Below are 16,111 nucleotides of genomic sequence, written 5' to 3'. Positions count from 1 at the left end.
GGTTTCCGTCTTCTATTCTGGCCCTGCCCGAAGGCAGGCGACAGAAGAAAATGCTTAATTTTGGCTGATTTACCCTTCTTTGCAATCACTGAAGGTTAATCAAACGGCGGCGGAGCCAGCACCTCGCGGTTACCGTTATGCCCCTGCTCGCTCACAATCCCCTGCGCTTCCATCTGCTCGATGATACGCGCCGCGCGGTTGTAGCCGATACGGAACTGACGCTGCACGCCAGAGATGGACGCTTTGCGTTTTTCGGTCACGAAGTTAACCGCCTGATCGAATAACGGATCCAGCTCTTCACCGCCGTCAAAGCCACCGCCGCCGCCTTCGCTCTCGCTGTCAGAGGTGATCCCGTCCACGTATTGTGGACGACCGCGCGCTTTCCAGTCCTGCACGACAGCGTGAACTTCCTCATCGCGGACAAACGCACCGTGGACACGCACCGGCGAGGTGGAGTTCGGACCTGAGTAAAGCATATCACCCATACCCAGCAGCGACTCAGCGCCGCCCTGGTCAAGAATGGTACGGGAGTCAATTTTACTTGATACGGTAAACGCAATACGCGTCGGAATGTTCGCTTTGATAAGCCCAGTAATAACGTCCACGGAAGGACGCTGCGTCGCCAGCACAAGGTGAATACCCGCCGCACGCGCTTTCTGCGCCAGACGAGCAATCAGCTCTTCCACTTTCTTACCGACGGTCATCATCAGGTCGGCGAATTCATCGACCAGCACGACGATATAAGGCAGTTTTTCCAGCACCGGATGCTGGGCATCCATGCTGTCACCCGGCTTCCAGTAAGGATCCGGAATAGGACGTCCCATGCGCATCGCCTGGGCGATTTTCTCGTTATAGCCGGCCAGGTTACGCACGCCCAGCGCAGACATCAGCTTGTAGCGGCGTTCCATCTCATTGACGCTCCAGCGCAGCGCGTTGGCGGCGTCTTTCATGTCCGTCACCACTTCCGTGAGCAGATGCGGAATACCTTCGTAGACCGACAGTTCGAGCATTTTCGGGTCGATCATGATGAAACGCACATCTTCCGGCTGCGCTTTGTATAGCATGCTGAGGATCATGGCGTTAACGCCAACTGACTTACCGGAACCGGTGGTACCGGCAACCAGCAGGTGAGGCATTTTCGCGAGATCTGCCACCACCGGATCGCCTGCGATATCTTTACCCAGCACCACGGTCAGCGGGGACGGGTTATCGCGGAACTTGGTGTTATCCAGCACTTCTCGCAGGTAAACGGTCTGACGTTTCTTGTTCGGCAGCTCAAGGCCAACGTACGGCTTGCCTGGGATCACTTCCACCACACGTACCGCAACGGTCGACAGGGAACGCGCCAGGTCTCGTGACAGGTTAGAAATACGCGCTGCTTTTACGCCTGGCGCCAGATTCAGTTCGAATCGCGTGATCACAGGACCCGGTGAGTAGTTCACCACATCCGCCTTGATGCGGAAGTCAGCCAGACGGGCTTCGACCAGACGCGCCATTTGTTCGAGCGCAAAGGTATCAACCGGCTCCACTTCTGACGGTGGCGGCGTTAACAGATCCAGCGACGGCAGCGGCGTGCTTGGACGCTGCAGCGGACGGCTATCGCCGTTACGCATCAGCAGCGGGTGAATAAGGCTTTCCTGCGGCTGAGGCGCAGGCTGCTGGAACTGCGGCGGCTGTGGTGGCTGCTGCGGTTGCGCATATGGCTGCTGAGCAGGTTGTTGCGGCTGCGCGTAGTTCTGAGCTGCTGGCTGCTGGCGCACAGGCTCAGCGTCCGGCATTACGCTCGGCGTAAACAGCGGTTCGCTTGGGCCATCATCCACCAGATCTTTCATCGGTGAGAATTCAAAATCCGTCAGCGAGAACGGGTTCGCGCCCGAAGGCTGTTCACCAGAATAACGCTGTTGCTGCGTAGCGGCGAACTGGCGGGCTAATTCAGCTTCTGCCGCATCGTCTTCATCTTCCTGGATTTGCTCGTCGTGCTGATATTCTTCACCGTAACGCTGATTCTGCTGCGCGGCGAACTGACGCGCCAGCTCATCCTGATGAAGTTCATCGGCGTCGTCTTCATAGTCCGATTCACGCGCTTTTTCCTCAGCCATACGCTGGGAAGGCAGCTTGATACCGTAGGAAGCCAGCTCGCGGCGCGTGGGCACACGTACGCGATTAGGACGAGGCAATTGCGGGCCAATGCCCTCTTTCACCTGAGGACGAGGCGCGCCGCCGGTCGCCAGGCTAAAGACTGGTGCCGCAGCGGCGGCAGCGACAGAGGCTTGCTTCACGCTCTCTGCCACAGGCGTTGGATCGACTGGCGGTACGGAAACGGAAGGCGCTTTTGCGACAGGCTCTTGCACCGGCTCCGGCACAGGTTGATACCAGGCTGCCAGCTGCTCGCGCTCACGGGCGCGGCGCTCTTCCACTTCTTCAAAGTAGTACAGTGGTGGACGAGACGGTTTCGCCTCCTCCGCCACGTCAGGCTCAGGTTGTGCGTATGGTTGCGCAGGTTCAACCGGTTCCGGTACATACGGCTGTGCGACCGGCTGCTCATATTCCGGGTACCCCTGTGGTTCATACACGGGCTCCGGCTGATAAGGCTGCTGCCATTGTTCCTGCTGCACAGGAACATAGCTTTCTGGTTCAGGCGCAATAACAGGTTCCGGGGTGTGAACACCCGGCGCAGTCTGCCAGTCAACCTGAGGTTGCTGGATAACCGACTCCGGTGCCGGAACGGGCGCGGATGGCATTACGGCTTCCGCTGGCGCAGCAAAAGCCTGCGCTGCCGTGGTAGCGGCAGCAGCGGCTGCGACCGGCTCTGTCACTGAATGACCATTCAGCAGCGGATCGTATTCGTCAAAATCGCCCGGCATCGCACGGTTGCCGGAGAACAGAACATCATCAGGATCGACGGCGGCGCCCGCCGCACGGTACTCAACCTGCTCGTCTTCATCCATGCGTTTGCCGGAGAAGAGCGCCGCATCTGTTTTACGCCCAAGCGGATTGGCAAATTTTTCAGCGACGCGCTGACGACGCGCGAGCGCGCCACGAAGAATACGGGCCCGACGAGATTCACGACGCTGTACCGGCGCCTCGTCTTCCTCTTCGTACTCATCTTCATATTCGTCTTCATCGACCCACGTATCGTCACGACGGGTACGGTTACTGGCGAAAGTGAGGATAGTGAGAATAAAGCTGCCGATCTTCTCGGCGATGCTGACCCACGACCAGCCAGTAAACAGGGTCAACCCTGCGGCCCAGATGCAAAGCAGCGTCAGGGTACCTCCGCTGCTGTGAAGCATCGGCTGCAGGGCGGAACTCAGCAGGCTGCCGATGACGCCACCGGAGGCGAAGTACCAGATATCGTCTGCGTTTATCGCCGCCAGCCCGCACGATGTGAGGATCAATGCCAGCGCGCCAATCAGGCGCAGCGATACCGCGAAGTAATCGATGTAGTCGTCATTCTGACGATGACGCCAGGCAAACCAGCATCCGCCAATGATAATGACGGGAATGGTATAGGCCATCACACCGAAAATGAAAAAGAGCGTGTCCGCAAGCCAGGCTCCCGGTACACCGCCTAAATTATGGATAGGCTCATGCCATGCGGTTTGCGACCAGCTGGGATCGGAGGGGTTGAAACTGAGTAACGCTGCCATCAGCCAGACGGCGAAAAGGGCAATAACCAACAGCAAAGCCTCGAGGAGACGACGTCCGCTGCTTAGCTTCGATAGTGTGACTTCTTTGTCTTCAGTGTATTCCTGGCTCAAGAAAGGCTCTCCAGGTATCAGGCATATCCTGCCTGTTTGCTAAAACGGACAACAGCGCCGGGGACTCCCCGGCACTGTTGCTGTATGGATTAACAGGAGTGTAATCAAACTACGCTGATTTTGCACCTGTTCCGTGTTAGCGCGTCTTAATTACCAGACGATTGCTCTGTTTAACCTCTTCCATCACCACATACGTACGGGTGTCGTTCACGCCCGGCAGACGCAGCAAGGTTTCACCCAGCAGCTTACGGTAGGCGGACATATCAGGCACGCGGGTTTTCAACAGGTAGTCGAAATCACCGGAAACCAGATGACACTCTTGAATTTCTTCAAGTTTTTGTACAGCGGAGTTGAATTGTTCAAACACATCCGGCGCACCACGATTCAGAGTAATCTCAACAAATACCAGAAGTGAGGCATCCAGATAATGCGGGTTAAGCAGAGCCGTATAGCCCTGAATAAAACCCTGTCTTTCCAGTCGGCGCACACGCTCAAGGCACGGCGTCGGGGAAAGTCCCACACGTTTTGAAAGCTCGACGTTGGAAATACGCCCATCCTTTTGCAATTCATTAAGAATGTTACGATCGATACGGTCGAGATCTTTGCCAGGGCGCTTCTTGCTATCTACCATTATTATTGTCTCTCTGTATTCCTTCCCTACTCCTGCCTGGACCCTGTGCACATCACTGTTCAGAGCCTGTACCCGTTAGTCATCACATCGCCTGGTTATGTATTATATCCGTCATACTTCAAGTTGCCTGTGCGTTGGCTTGACTCGGCCTGTGGCCTCGCCCCTTCGGGGCCAGCGCAAGCGCTGTTCAAACTGGCCAGGCCAGTTTGTCCTCGCTCACCCCAGTCACGTACTGATGTACGCTCCCGGGGATTCGCTGCGTCGCCGCCTTCATGCAACTCGAATTATTAGGCTATAGACGCGATGCGGATTCGGGTTCTGTTGGTAAGAAGACCGTTGCCCGAAGGCAGTCACCGACATCACGTATGGCGTCTGTCCACGCCATGCGTAGATTTCACTGACACGGTAAAAATGGCATTTACGTGCATGCCTATGCGGCACACGGTTAACGCGGTTTTTTTTCTTCCTTGAATGTTTTCGCAAAAGCGCAGGTGATTGTCAAAGCAAAACATCGATTTTTAGTACAACATGCCGGATATTCATTACGGCAGGGTATTAATCGTCATTTTATTGCCTTATAAACGACCGGATTTCAGGCGAAATAGTGATGTTATAGCGCCCCATTCATCGTCCGTGGCTATTACACAGATTGATATCAAAATTCCTGCGCTCTTTTTTTACGACAACAAATTCCCTACAATCCAGCCAAATGTCTGCCAACAACAATGGGGATCTCATGGGCACGGCCAAACACAGTAAGCTGCTAATCCTTGGTTCTGGACCTGCGGGATATACCGCAGCGGTCTATGCTGCACGCGCTAACCTGCACCCGGTACTCATCACCGGTATGGAAAAAGGCGGTCAGCTGACCACCACCACCGAAGTGGAAAACTGGCCAGGGGACCCGAATGACCTGACCGGGCCGCTGCTGATGGAACGTATGCACGAGCATGCCGCCAAATTTGAAACTGAAATTCTGTTCGACCACATCAATAAGGTCGATCTGCAGAACCGTCCGTTCCGCCTGACCGGCGACAGCGGCGAATACACCTGTGACGCGCTGATCATCGCCACCGGCGCCTCTGCCCGTTACCTTGGTCTGCCGTCTGAAGAAGCGTTCAAGGGCCGCGGCGTCTCTGCCTGCGCTACCTGCGACGGTTTCTTCTATCGCAATCAGAAAGTCGCCGTGATCGGCGGCGGTAACACCGCAGTGGAAGAAGCGCTCTACCTGGCAAACATCGCCTCTGAAGTACATCTGATCCACCGTCGCGACACCTTCCGCGCGGAGAAGATCCTGATCAAACGCCTGATGGATAAAGTGGCAAGCGGCAACATCGTGCTGCACACCCACCGTACCCTGGAAGAGGTCACGGGTGACCAGATGGGCGTTGCCGGCCTGCGTCTGCGCGATACCCAGAACACCGATAACATCGAGTCGCTTGAAGTGGCGGGCCTGTTTGTGGCGATCGGTCACAGTCCGAACACCGCGATCTTCGACGGTCAACTGGAGCTGGAAAACGGCTACATCAAAGTGCAGTCGGGCATTCACGGTAACGCGACCCAGACCAGCATCCCGGGCGTGTTCGCGGCTGGCGACGTGATGGACCATATTTATCGTCAGGCGATTACCTCTGCAGGCACCGGCTGTATGGCCGCGCTGGATGCTGAACGCTACCTCGACGGACTGGCTGAACAAGGTAAATAATCTTTACAAGTCAGTAACAAACGTAAATAAAGGCGGCCACAGGTCGCCTTTATTTTTCCCCACGTGTAACATGCAGTGGTCTAATTTCTTATAACGTCACCTGCAAAGTACGCAATGGAAAAAACCCGTCAACAAGAGTTAACACGCTGGCTTAAACAGCAAAGCGTTCTTTCCCGCCGCTGGCTCATGATTTCCCGTCTTCTGGGACTCGTCAGTGGTTTGTTGATTGTTGCCCAGGCATGGCTGCTGGCCCGCATTCTTAATCATATGATCATGGAGAACATTCCGCGTGAAGCGCTCCTGTTGCCCTTTATTGTCCTGATTCTGGTTTTTATCCTTCGTGCGTGGGTCGTTTGGCTGCGTGAACGCGTTGGTTTTCATGCCGGACAGCATATCCGCTACGAGATCCGCCGTAAGGTCCTGGATCGTCTTCAGGAAGCCGGGCCTGCCTGGATCCAGGGTAAACCTGCGGGGAGCTGGGCGACGCTGATCCTTGAACAGATCGACGATATGCACGACTACTACGCCCGCTACCTGCCGCAGATGGCGCTGGCCGTTTGCGTACCGCTGCTGATACTGATTGCGATTTTCCCGACCAACTGGGTAGCGGCGCTGATCCTGCTGGGTACCGCCCCGCTTATCCCGCTGTTTATGGCGATGGTCGGGATGGGTGCGGCGGATGCAAACCGTCGTAACTTCCTCGCGCTGGGCCGCCTGAGCGGTCATTTCCTTGACCGGCTGCGCGGAATGGAAACCCTGCGTATTTTTGGCCGGGGTGAAGCGGAAACGGAAAATATTCGCCTGGCGTCTCAGGATTTCCGTCAGCGCACCATGGAGGTGCTGCGTCTCGCATTCCTCTCCTCTGGCGTGCTTGAATTCTTCACTTCGCTGTCGATTGCCCTTGTGGCGGTCTACTTCGGGTTTTCTTACCTCGGCGCGCTGGATTTCGGCCACTACGGCACAGCCGTAACGCTTTCAGCGGGTTTCCTGGCATTGATCCTGGCTCCGGAGTTTTTCCAGCCGCTGCGCGATCTTGGCACCTTTTACCATGCCAAAGCACAGGCGGTTGGCGCGGCAGACAGTCTGAAAACCTTCCTTGAAACACCGCTGGCGCATCCCGAGCGTGGTGACATCGTTCTGAACGCCAAAGAGCCCGTGACGATTGAGGCGAAGGATTTTTCTGTTCTGTCACCTGAAGGCAAAGTGCTGGCAGGTCCGCTCAACTTTACCCTGCCTGCCGGGCAGCGCGTGGTACTGGTCGGAACCAGTGGCTCCGGGAAAAGCTCGCTGTTAAATGCACTCTCCGGCTTTATGGCTTACACCGGTTCGCTGTGCATTAATAAAACTGAGTTGTGCGATTTGGAGCCTGATGCCTGGCGCAAACAGCTGAGCTGGGTAGGACAAAACCCGCAGCTTCCGGCTTCCACACTACGCGAAAACGTGCTTCTGGCTCGCCCGGACGCGCGGGAAGATGAGCTGCAATCGGTCCTCGATCGCGCCTGGGTTAGCGAGTTTCTGCCGCTGCTCCCGCAGGGCGTGGATACGGTCGTTGGCGACCAGTCTGCAGGGCTGTCCGTAGGGCAAGCGCAGCGTGTGGCTGTTGCCCGCGCGTTGTTGAATCCTTGCCAACTGATGTTGCTGGATGAGCCTGCCGCCAGCCTGGACGCACACAGCGAACAACGCGTGATGGAAGCGCTTAATGCCGCATCACAGCAGCAAACCACGCTGATGGTCACCCACCAGCTTGAAGGCATCGCCGACTGGGACCAGATTTGGGTGATGGAAAACGGTCAACTCGTTGAGCAAGGCAAGTATGCCTCACTCGTTGCCGCGCAGGGGCCTTTTGCGGCCCTTCTCGCGAATCGTCAGGAGGACATCTGATGCGTGCCCTGCTCCCTTATCTTGCCCTGTATAAGCGCCACAAATGGATGCTGACGCTGGGGATCGTGCTGGCAATTATTACCCTGCTCGCCAGCATCGGCCTGCTCACCCTTTCTGGCTGGTTCCTGTCTGCCTCTGCCGTTGCAGGTTTCGCCGGGCTCTACAGCTTTAACTACATGCTCCCGGCAGCCGGGGTACGTGGCACCGCCATTACCCGTACCGCCGGGCGTTACTTCGAGCGTCTGGTCAGCCATGACGCCACATTCCGCGTGCTCCAGCACCTGCGCATTTACACGTTCAGCAAGCTGCTCCCGCTCTCCCCTGCCGGGCTGGCGCGTTTTCGTCAGGGCGAATTGCTCAACCGCGTGGTTGCGGATGTCGATACGCTGGATCACCTCTATCTGCGCGTGATTTCACCGATAGTCGGCGCGTTTGTGGTGATTGTTGTCGTCACGCTGGGGCTGTGTGTTCTGGACGTCCCTATCGCGCTGACGCTCGGCGGCATTATGCTGCTGACGTTGATTATCCTGCCGCCGCTGTTCTATCGCGCCGGTAAATCCACCGGCGAAAGCCTGACGCGCCTGCGTGGAGAATATCGTCAGCAGCTGACCTCCTGGCTGCAGGGACAGGCAGAACTGACCATTTTCGGTGCCAGCAAGCGTTACCGCGCGCGTATGGAAAGTACGGAGTTGAACTGGCATGAAGCCCAGCGTCGACAGTCTGAACTCACGGCCTTCTCCCAGGCGCTGATGATGCTCATCGGCGGCGTGGCTGTTATCGCGATGCTGTGGATGGCCTCCGGCGGCGTGGGTGGAAATCTGCAGCCAGGCCCGCTGATTGCACTCTTTGTTTTCTGTGCACTGGCAGCCTTCGAAGCGCTGGCACCAGTGACGGGGGCCTTCCAGCATCTTGGACAGGTTATCGCCTCTGCCCTGCGCATCACCGAGATTGCCGAGCAGAAGCCAGAGGTGAAATTCACTGCTGAACAGAGTGTGGTTCCTGCGCAGGTTGCGCTGACGCTGAATAACGTCAACTTCGCCTATAACACACAGACGCAGAATGCACTTGAAGATATCAATCTCTCCGTTAACCCGGGCCAGCGCATTGCAATCCTTGGGCGGACCGGATGCGGTAAGTCAACGCTTCTGCAGCTGTTGACGCGCGCCTGGGATCCGCAGCACGGTCAGATTCTCTTTAACGCAGTGCCGCTGGTTGATTTCAGCGAGCAGATCTTACGCAAGACCGTCAGCGTTGTCCCACAGCGCGTGCATCTGTTTAGCGCCACTCTGCGCGACAACCTGCTGCTGGCAGCGCCGGACGCATCTGACGATGCACTTCGTACCACGCTCGAACAGGTCGGGCTGCATAAGCTGCTTGAGGACGAAGGTCTGAATAGCTGGCTGGGTGAAGGCGGTCGTCAACTCTCCGGTGGCGAATTGCGTCGTCTGGCGATCGCCCGTGCGCTGCTGCATGATGCGCCGCTGATGCTGCTCGACGAGCCCACCGAAGGGCTGGACGCCACCACCGAAAGCCAAATCCTTGATTTACTGACGAATGTTATGGCCGGTAAAACGGTGCTGATGGTGACGCATCGCCTGCGCGGACTGGCGAGTTTCGATCGGATAATTGTGATGGACAACGGACACATTATTGAGCAAGGTAGTCACGCAGAACTGTTGGCAAAACAGGGTCGCTACTACCAGTTTAAACAACGTCTGTAGACTATATTTGTACCGATCCTCACTCGCGTATTGGAGTTCTGCTGTCATGCGCCTGGTCCAGCTGTCTCGTCATAATATTGCGTTCCCTTCACCTGAAGGGGCGCTACGTGAACCTAACGGGTTGCTGGCATTGGGCGGCGATCTCAGCCCTGCTCGTCTGTTGATGGCTTATCAGCGCGGAATTTTTCCGTGGTTTTCTCCAGGCGACCCGATTTTATGGTGGTCACCCGATCCACGAGCCGTATTGTGGCCAGCGCAGTTTCACATTAGCCGCAGCATGAAGCGCTTTCACGCGAAGTCGCCGTATCGCGTAACCCTGAATCACGCTTTTGGTCAGGTCATTGAAGGCTGTGCTGAAGATCGGCACGAAGGCACATGGATCACTCGCGATATCATCACCGCCTATCATCAGTTGCATGAGCTGGGTTACGCGCATTCTATTGAAGTATGGGATGGCGGTGACCTGGTGGGCGGCATGTACGGCGTGGCTCAGGGAACGCTGTTTTGTGGGGAGTCGATGTTCTCGCGTGCGGTTAATGCCTCAAAAACGGCACTGCTGGTGTTCTGCGAGGAATTTGCCCTGCGTGGCGGACGACTGATGGATTGCCAGGTACTTAACGAGCACACCGCCTCGCTCGGCGCCGTCGAAATCTCCCGCCGCCACTACATTGAACATCTCGATAATTGCCGTCAGGAGAAGCTCCCGCGCGACTTCTGGGTACCGCGTACACTCTTTCTGCCCAATGCCTAAATGTTTTCCGCATATTTTTTATGAGGGTGTTATAATTATGCCGCAGAGTAGCTTCTGCCTGTTGCCCCGCCGCCGTTTGGGACCCTCGCTTCAGATAACGTCCTGACGTTTATCCTGTCGTTTCCCCTTTACGAATGCGCTTTCCGTTCGGTTGTACCGTGACGCTTGGGCAATGCGCTGAAACTGTTTTGCTGCGTTTTAAACGCGCAATTCTTTACTTAATTGATGAATTTCGGCATTATCTTGCCGGTTCAAAACTTGGTAGTGATACCCCAGAGGATTAGATGGCCAAAGAAGACAATATTGAAATGCAGGGTACCGTACTTGATACGTTGCCTAATACCATGTTTCGCGTAGAGCTGGAAAACGGTCACGTGGTAACTGCGCACATCTCCGGTAAAATGCGCAAAAACTACATCCGCATTTTAACGGGCGACAAAGTGACTGTTGAACTGACCCCGTACGACCTGAGCAAAGGCCGCATTGTCTTCCGTAGTCGCTAATTGTTTTCGCCTGTAATGGCAGATGAATATTAAATAAGGCCGGGATTTTCCCGGCCTTATTTTTTTGTGGTGCAGTTGATTATTTGAACAATTATTTGACGGTTCGGTTCAGCTTCCGGGCTGTCTGTTCGACAGTGTGGAGAGTAAGGGGGATGAGACCTTATTTTCTATTTTGCTAAGCTGCGTGTGCGGCAGTGGATGAGTTCGCTCGCATCAGTGCGTAATGGCAGAGTTTTTAAGCTACCTCTACGGCAGTTGTACCAAACCCGCACCTCGCGGGTTTTACTTTATCCTTTCTAAGCTGCCTGTACGGCAGTGCACAACACTATTGCGCAGCCTGGCGGGGTCGTGACTTTCTAAGCTGCCTGTACGGCAGTGCACGAACCGCTCCGGGAGTACCGTTTTTTGGGTCGTTTCTAAGCTGCCTGTACGGCAGTGCACAACGCAGCAACGATAATCGGCTTTTGTAAGATATTTCTAAGCTGCCTGTAAGGCAGTGCACAAGATAATTGCATTGGGCGCATAAGTTGAGTATTTCTAAGCTGCCTGTACGGCAGTGCACATGCCTCGGAAGCCCTGGCTGAATCCCTGAACTTTCTAAGCTGCCTATACGGCAGTGCACTACCCTGAGAACGATATTAACGATGTCCGGCATTTCTAAGCTGCCTGTACGGCAGTGCACTACCCTGAGAACGATATTAACGATGTCCGGCATTTCTAAGCTGCCTGTACGGCAGTGCACATCACTGAGAGAACATTGTTGAGATCGTGTTTTTTCTAAGCTGCCTGTACGGCAGTGCACTCAGACTGATGGCCAGCAGCGACGAGGGGACCTTTCTAAGCTGCCTGTACGGCAGTGCACGTTCTGAACGGAACCATCATTGAACAAGAAGCTTTCTAAGCTGCCTGTACGGCAGTGCACTTCTACCATCCATCCTTTGGCTATGTCCGCCTTTTCTAAGCTGCCTGTACGGCAGTGCACTCGCCGCCCATCAGCTGATCCGCCAGGCTGGCTTTCTAAGCTGCCTGTACGGCAGTGCACAAATTCCGCCCGGCGGATAACGATGCCTCGGATTTCTAAGCTGCCTGTACGGCAGTGCACCCGCCGAAAAGCTCGGATTGGCCAAGAGTTATTTTCTAAGCTGCCTGTACGGCAGTGCACAGAGGAACTCATTTCGTAAGCGAATTTTTTCATTTCTAAGCTGCCTGTACGGCAGTGCACGCCGCGGCGCAGATATACGCCATCTTGACAGATTTTCTAAGCTGCCTGTACGGCAGTGCACCTTAATGACCAGATTGCTGAGTTGACTGCGAATTTCTAAGCTGCCTGTACGGCAGTGCACTGGCGGCTCAGGGTGTGCGACCTTTGGCAGCATTTCTAAGCTGCCTGTACGGCAGTGCACTTTGAAAATCGGCGCGTCGGGCTCTTCGAATGTTTCTAAGCTGCCTGTACGGCAGTGCACCATGTTCGGGTATAAAAAAACCTGCTATTGCATTTCTAAGCTGCCTGTACGGCAGTGCACAAAACGACAACAGCAAAAATAACAATGCTGGTTTTCTAAGCTGCCTGTACGGCAGTGCACCTTCCGGAAGCATATTTTTAAAGCGGGCGGCAGTTTCTAAGCTGCCTGTACGGCAGTGCACCACTGCCTCATTAAACTGCTGCTTATGAGCCATTTCTAAGCTGCCTGTACGGCAGTGCACGGATCGATAGCCGTAAGTGTACCCGTCCATCCTTTCTAAGCTGCCTGTACGGCAGTGCACGATCATCATCAGATAAAATTCCCGTTGTATTTTTTCTAAGCTGCCTGTACGGCAGTGCACATACATCAAAACGTAAAACCCGAACTGGAGGATTTCTAAGCTGCCTGTACGGCAGTGCACAGAGAGTGGTTTTTATAGTCACACTTTGGGTATTTCTAAGCTGCCTGTACGGCAGTGCACACAGAGGCGATATTCACGGGGCTGAGACAAAGTTTCTAAGCTGCCTGTACGGCAGTGCACAGTCACAGGCGACCGGATAGGATCTCGTCTCTTTTCTAAGCTGCCTGTACGGCAGTGCACAGTTTAGCCTCAATTGCGGTGGCTCTCTTTACTTTCTAAGCTGCCTGTACGGCAGTGCACCATTGACGCTGTTAGAAGTGCAGAGCGTCATTTTTCTAAGCTGCCTGTACGGCAGTGCACGCATCCGCTCACTGCAAGCCACCCAACCATCTTTTCTAAGCTGCCTGTACGGCAGTGCACTTTGTGTAAGCGCCTGTTGTTGTACTTTTAACTTTTCTAAGCTGCCTGTACGGCAGTGCACCCGACGAAGGGACCAGCGTCGTCCTGAAGCGATTTCTAAGCTGCCTGTACGGCAGTGCACGGATGACCGGAAGAAAAAAATCGAAACCGAAGTTTCTAAGCTGCCTGTACGGCAGTGCACTGAAATAATATCCCCACACCATTATGATTTTCATACAAAAAAAGCTAAAAACCCTTCTCTTACCCTCTTTTTTACCTTCCAAAATATCCATTTAAAATCAACGTATTATAAACACGCTAAAAATTAGGGTAGAAAACCCTTCTTCTCATACCCCGAGCATGAAAAACACTCATTCCCCTCCCTCTGACAAATGGCTATACTTAACCATGACAAATGACATTACTCAGGAGGAAACATGAGAACATGGATCCCCGCGCAGAGACCTGCTGATAACGCGCTTTGGCGGTACGCCGGATTACCAGCAAACAGAGGAATGCGGCTGATTGAATTTCTCAATCAGGGCTTACCCGTCAGCGTCCTCGACAATATTCATGAATGGACGGCGATGTCTAAAGCGGACATTTTGCGCGTCACCGGGATTAACGAACGTAACGTGGCCCGCCGTAAAAGCGCGGGACGGACACTGACGCCGGATGAAAGCGAACGCGTGGCCCGTTTCGTTCGGGTGCTGGATGCTGCCGTCGACTATTTTGGCAGCAAAGAAGAGGCATGGAACTGGCTGCAGGCACCGGTGCGCGGGCTGGGAAATGTTGCCCCTGTCGACCTGATCGCTACGGAAACCGGTGCACTGGAAGTCACCGACCTGATTGGTCGACTCGAACATGGCGTGTTCGCATGATTTTTTATCGACTGGTAACGGGACGCTATGCCAGCGAAGCGTGGAGTGGAAGTGGTGCAAATCAGTATGGCGGCCGCTGGAACCATAAAGGTCATCCAGCTGTTTATGTATCCACCTCCATTTCACTGGCCTCACTTGAGATTTTGGTGCACGTTCGAAAGGATACAGTGTTGAATCAATACCAGCTTTACAGCATTGATATCCCGGATGACCAGATTGATTATCTGGATAAAGCGTGGCTCCCCGAGGACTGGCAGGAAAATCCAGCCCCAGTATCAACGATGGATCTGGGAACCGGATGGTTGCAGGCTAACAGCGCCCTCGCGCTTATCTTACCTTCCTGTATCATCCCTTATGAAAACAATGCCATCCTTAACCCCTTACATCCGGCATTCCACACGGCGCTTAATTCAGTTCAGCAGCTGCCCTTTATTTTTGATACCCGACTGGCTGAAAAAACCGCACCCTGAACGCGGGTGCGGTTATGCGTCTCAGAACCAGGGAACCGTCGCCGTCGCGCTAAGTCCATAGGTCGTAAACATCCCGGAGACAGGCGCAGAGAGCAAATCACCATGCCGAATGAAGAGCTTAAAAGACTGACCCGTTGAGAGACTGCGCAGGTTAAGCCAGGGTAAATCCGTTCGCGCCTCCTGCATCGTCAGAAGACGTTGTTGCGCCTCCTCCTCAGTTAGCCATCCTTTTTTCACCGAACGTCGCATAAGCCTCTGCGCGCTGCTTTTCACCTGGACGCGGCTCACGCAGCGCCACTGGTTGACGACCGGCACGGGCAGGATGCCTGAAGACATGCAGTAGTCGCTCAACCCTTTTCGCCATATGAGTGATTCGAGTTCGCTTAACGCCGTTTGAGTACCGTGCAGGCGTAACACCGCGCCGGGCTTAATGCCATGTGCAGGGAAGCTGATACCAATATCCCCCTGCCCCCGCTGGCCCAGCGCACGATGCAGTTTTGCCACCAGCGCGGCCATCAGCATCTCCTCGCTGAACTCCGGGTCAGGCAGAACGCGGATCTCAAGATAGTGATCCATAACCACTCCTTAGTCGCCCTTCTCACCGAAAACACCGCCGCGGATCAGGACGGCCATCACGTAATGCTGCTGTTCAACGTCAGGCTTTTGGCCTTTCGTCACCCAGTTATCCAGCAAGGTGTAGAAGTCCATTTTCTCTTTCGGCTGACGACAGGCCACTCCGCGGCTGGTGACTGAGCCGTACGGCTCAACGGCGATAGCGCCCAGCGCGTCTACCTGAGGGTGCCAGGTATCGATAGTACGAATGGCATTCCCGATTTTCTGCGAGTGCATGCCCGCAACGCTGTCTACCTGATACAACAGGCGGCTCTTGCTGCTGTTGCTGTCCAGGACCAACTCCTGTGACGGGAAGATCTCCTGCCCGGCACCGAGCAGCACCTGTGCTTCGACGTTCAGAAGAACAAATCCTTCACCGCTAAGCCCTTTTTCGATTTCCTGCGCCAGCGTATTGAGTTGCTCATCGCTGGCGGAAAAATCTCGCAGCGCATAATTGTACGCATCAAACGTCCAGGACTGACTGCCCGTCACGGTCACGATAATTTTTTCTGCACCGACGCGGTTGCGCCATAAAAAACGACCGTTCGCCAGGTTGGTTGCGTAGCGGCGCGCCAGTTCGGCAAAACCGTGGTCATTGATATAGCCGTCGATAACCTGCTGAAGTTCATCCTGATAGGCGCGGTCATTACACACTGAAGGCGTCGACAGGTTACCCAGCACGCGCAGGGTAAATTTTACCTTCAGGGTATCTGCATCGGCAGGCAGCGCCGCAACATCTACACGCTGAAGGTTCGGTTTCTGGATTTCAGCATCCAGCTTTGTCGTATCGTTGGTGATCGCATTTTTCAGACGGTTAGAAATAGTGCCGCGCACCGCTTTTTCCTGGATGCGGATAGGCTGCCACTGCTTACCCTCCCAGCTTCCGGAATACATCACCGCATCCGAGGTTGCCAGTTTACGTTCAAATGCCAGTACGGATGCCGTTTTAACGGCAGTAGGAGCCTTTGCCAT

11 protein-coding genes and 1 CRISPR repeat array are annotated in these 16,111 nt (G+C 54.8%); of the genes, 7 read left to right on the top strand and 4 right to left on the bottom strand.

Annotation, left to right across the window (positions count from 1 at the left end; translation table 11 throughout):
* Nucleotides 1-95 precede the first annotated feature (95 nt).
* On the bottom strand, nucleotides 96-3,761 hold the full coding sequence (locus tag HV355_RS16885) for a DNA translocase FtsK 4TM domain-containing protein (protein WP_182402757.1): 3,666 nt from the start codon (nucleotides 3,759-3,761) through the stop codon (nucleotides 96-98).
* 136 nt (nucleotides 3,762-3,897) lie between these two features.
* Entirely contained in the window at nucleotides 3,898-4,392 is a 495-nt protein-coding gene (lrp, locus tag HV355_RS16880) for a leucine-responsive transcriptional regulator Lrp (protein ID WP_002439523.1), read from the bottom strand.
* Nucleotides 4,393-5,128: 736 nt separating this feature from the next.
* Between lrp and trxB the strand changes: the two genes are divergently transcribed.
* The 7 genes from trxB (at nucleotide 5,129) to HV355_RS16845 (ending at nucleotide 14,527) form a co-directional block, all read left to right on the top strand.
* Entirely contained in the window at nucleotides 5,129-6,097 is a 969-nt protein-coding gene (trxB, locus tag HV355_RS16875; RefSeq protein ID WP_010429185.1) for a thioredoxin-disulfide reductase, read from the top strand.
* A 114-nt stretch (nucleotides 6,098-6,211) separates the two neighbouring features.
* Nucleotides 6,212-7,978 (top strand): cysteine/glutathione ABC transporter permease/ATP-binding protein CydD, encoded by a 1,767-nt coding sequence (gene cydD, locus HV355_RS16870; protein ID WP_182402755.1) that lies wholly within the window; start codon nucleotides 6,212-6,214, stop codon nucleotides 7,976-7,978.
* Nucleotides 7,978-9,699 carry a cysteine/glutathione ABC transporter ATP-binding protein/permease CydC gene (cydC, locus tag HV355_RS16865; protein WP_182402753.1) on the top strand — a complete coding sequence of 574 codons (1,722 nt, stop codon included), beginning with the start codon at nucleotides 7,978-7,980 and terminating at the stop codon, nucleotides 9,697-9,699. Before cydD ends, cydC begins: the two co-directional genes overlap by 1 nt.
* Nucleotides 9,700-9,745: 46 nt before the next feature.
* Nucleotides 9,746-10,450 (top strand): leucyl/phenylalanyl-tRNA--protein transferase, encoded by a 705-nt coding sequence (aat, locus tag HV355_RS16860; RefSeq protein WP_182402751.1) that lies wholly within the window; start codon nucleotides 9,746-9,748, stop codon nucleotides 10,448-10,450.
* A 284-nt stretch (nucleotides 10,451-10,734) separates the two neighbouring features.
* Nucleotides 10,735-10,953, top strand: a complete 219-nt coding sequence (gene infA, locus HV355_RS16855; RefSeq protein ID WP_002211347.1) for a translation initiation factor IF-1 — start codon at nucleotides 10,735-10,737, stop codon at nucleotides 10,951-10,953.
* 232 nt (nucleotides 10,954-11,185) lie between these two features.
* A CRISPR array of direct repeats spans nucleotides 11,186-13,378; the repeat unit is 28 nt; unit sequence TTTCTAAGCTGCCTGTACGGCAGTGCAC.
* A gap of 235 nt (nucleotides 13,379-13,613) precedes the next feature.
* Nucleotides 13,614-14,057, top strand: a complete 444-nt coding sequence (locus tag HV355_RS16850; protein WP_126815660.1) for an antitoxin Xre/MbcA/ParS toxin-binding domain-containing protein — start codon at nucleotides 13,614-13,616, stop codon at nucleotides 14,055-14,057.
* Complete coding sequence (locus tag HV355_RS16845; protein WP_126815659.1) at nucleotides 14,054-14,527, top strand: RES domain-containing protein; 474 nt, start codon at nucleotides 14,054-14,056, stop codon at nucleotides 14,525-14,527. Before HV355_RS16850 ends, HV355_RS16845 begins: the two co-directional genes overlap by 4 nt.
* A gap of 21 nt (nucleotides 14,528-14,548) precedes the next feature.
* On the opposite strand, the gene cas6f is transcribed toward HV355_RS16845, so the two are convergent.
* Together cas6f and csy3 are read right to left on the bottom strand one after the other, a co-directional pair.
* A complete protein-coding gene (gene cas6f / locus HV355_RS16840) occupies nucleotides 14,549-15,103 on the bottom strand; it encodes a type I-F CRISPR-associated endoribonuclease Cas6/Csy4 (protein WP_182402749.1) in 555 nt (184 codons plus the stop codon).
* A 9-nt stretch (nucleotides 15,104-15,112) separates the two neighbouring features.
* Nucleotides 15,113-16,111: a type I-F CRISPR-associated protein Csy3 gene (gene csy3 / locus HV355_RS16835; RefSeq protein WP_182402747.1), complete on the bottom strand. Its 999-nt coding sequence runs from the start codon at nucleotides 16,109-16,111 to the stop codon at nucleotides 15,113-15,115.

This window comes from Enterobacter sp. RHBSTW-01064, assembly GCF_014103035.1.
Lineage (GTDB): Bacteria > Pseudomonadota > Gammaproteobacteria > Enterobacterales > Enterobacteriaceae > Enterobacter > Enterobacter mori.
Note: the sequence above shows the minus strand (reverse complement) of the source record. Positions and strands in the feature narration are given on the sequence as shown.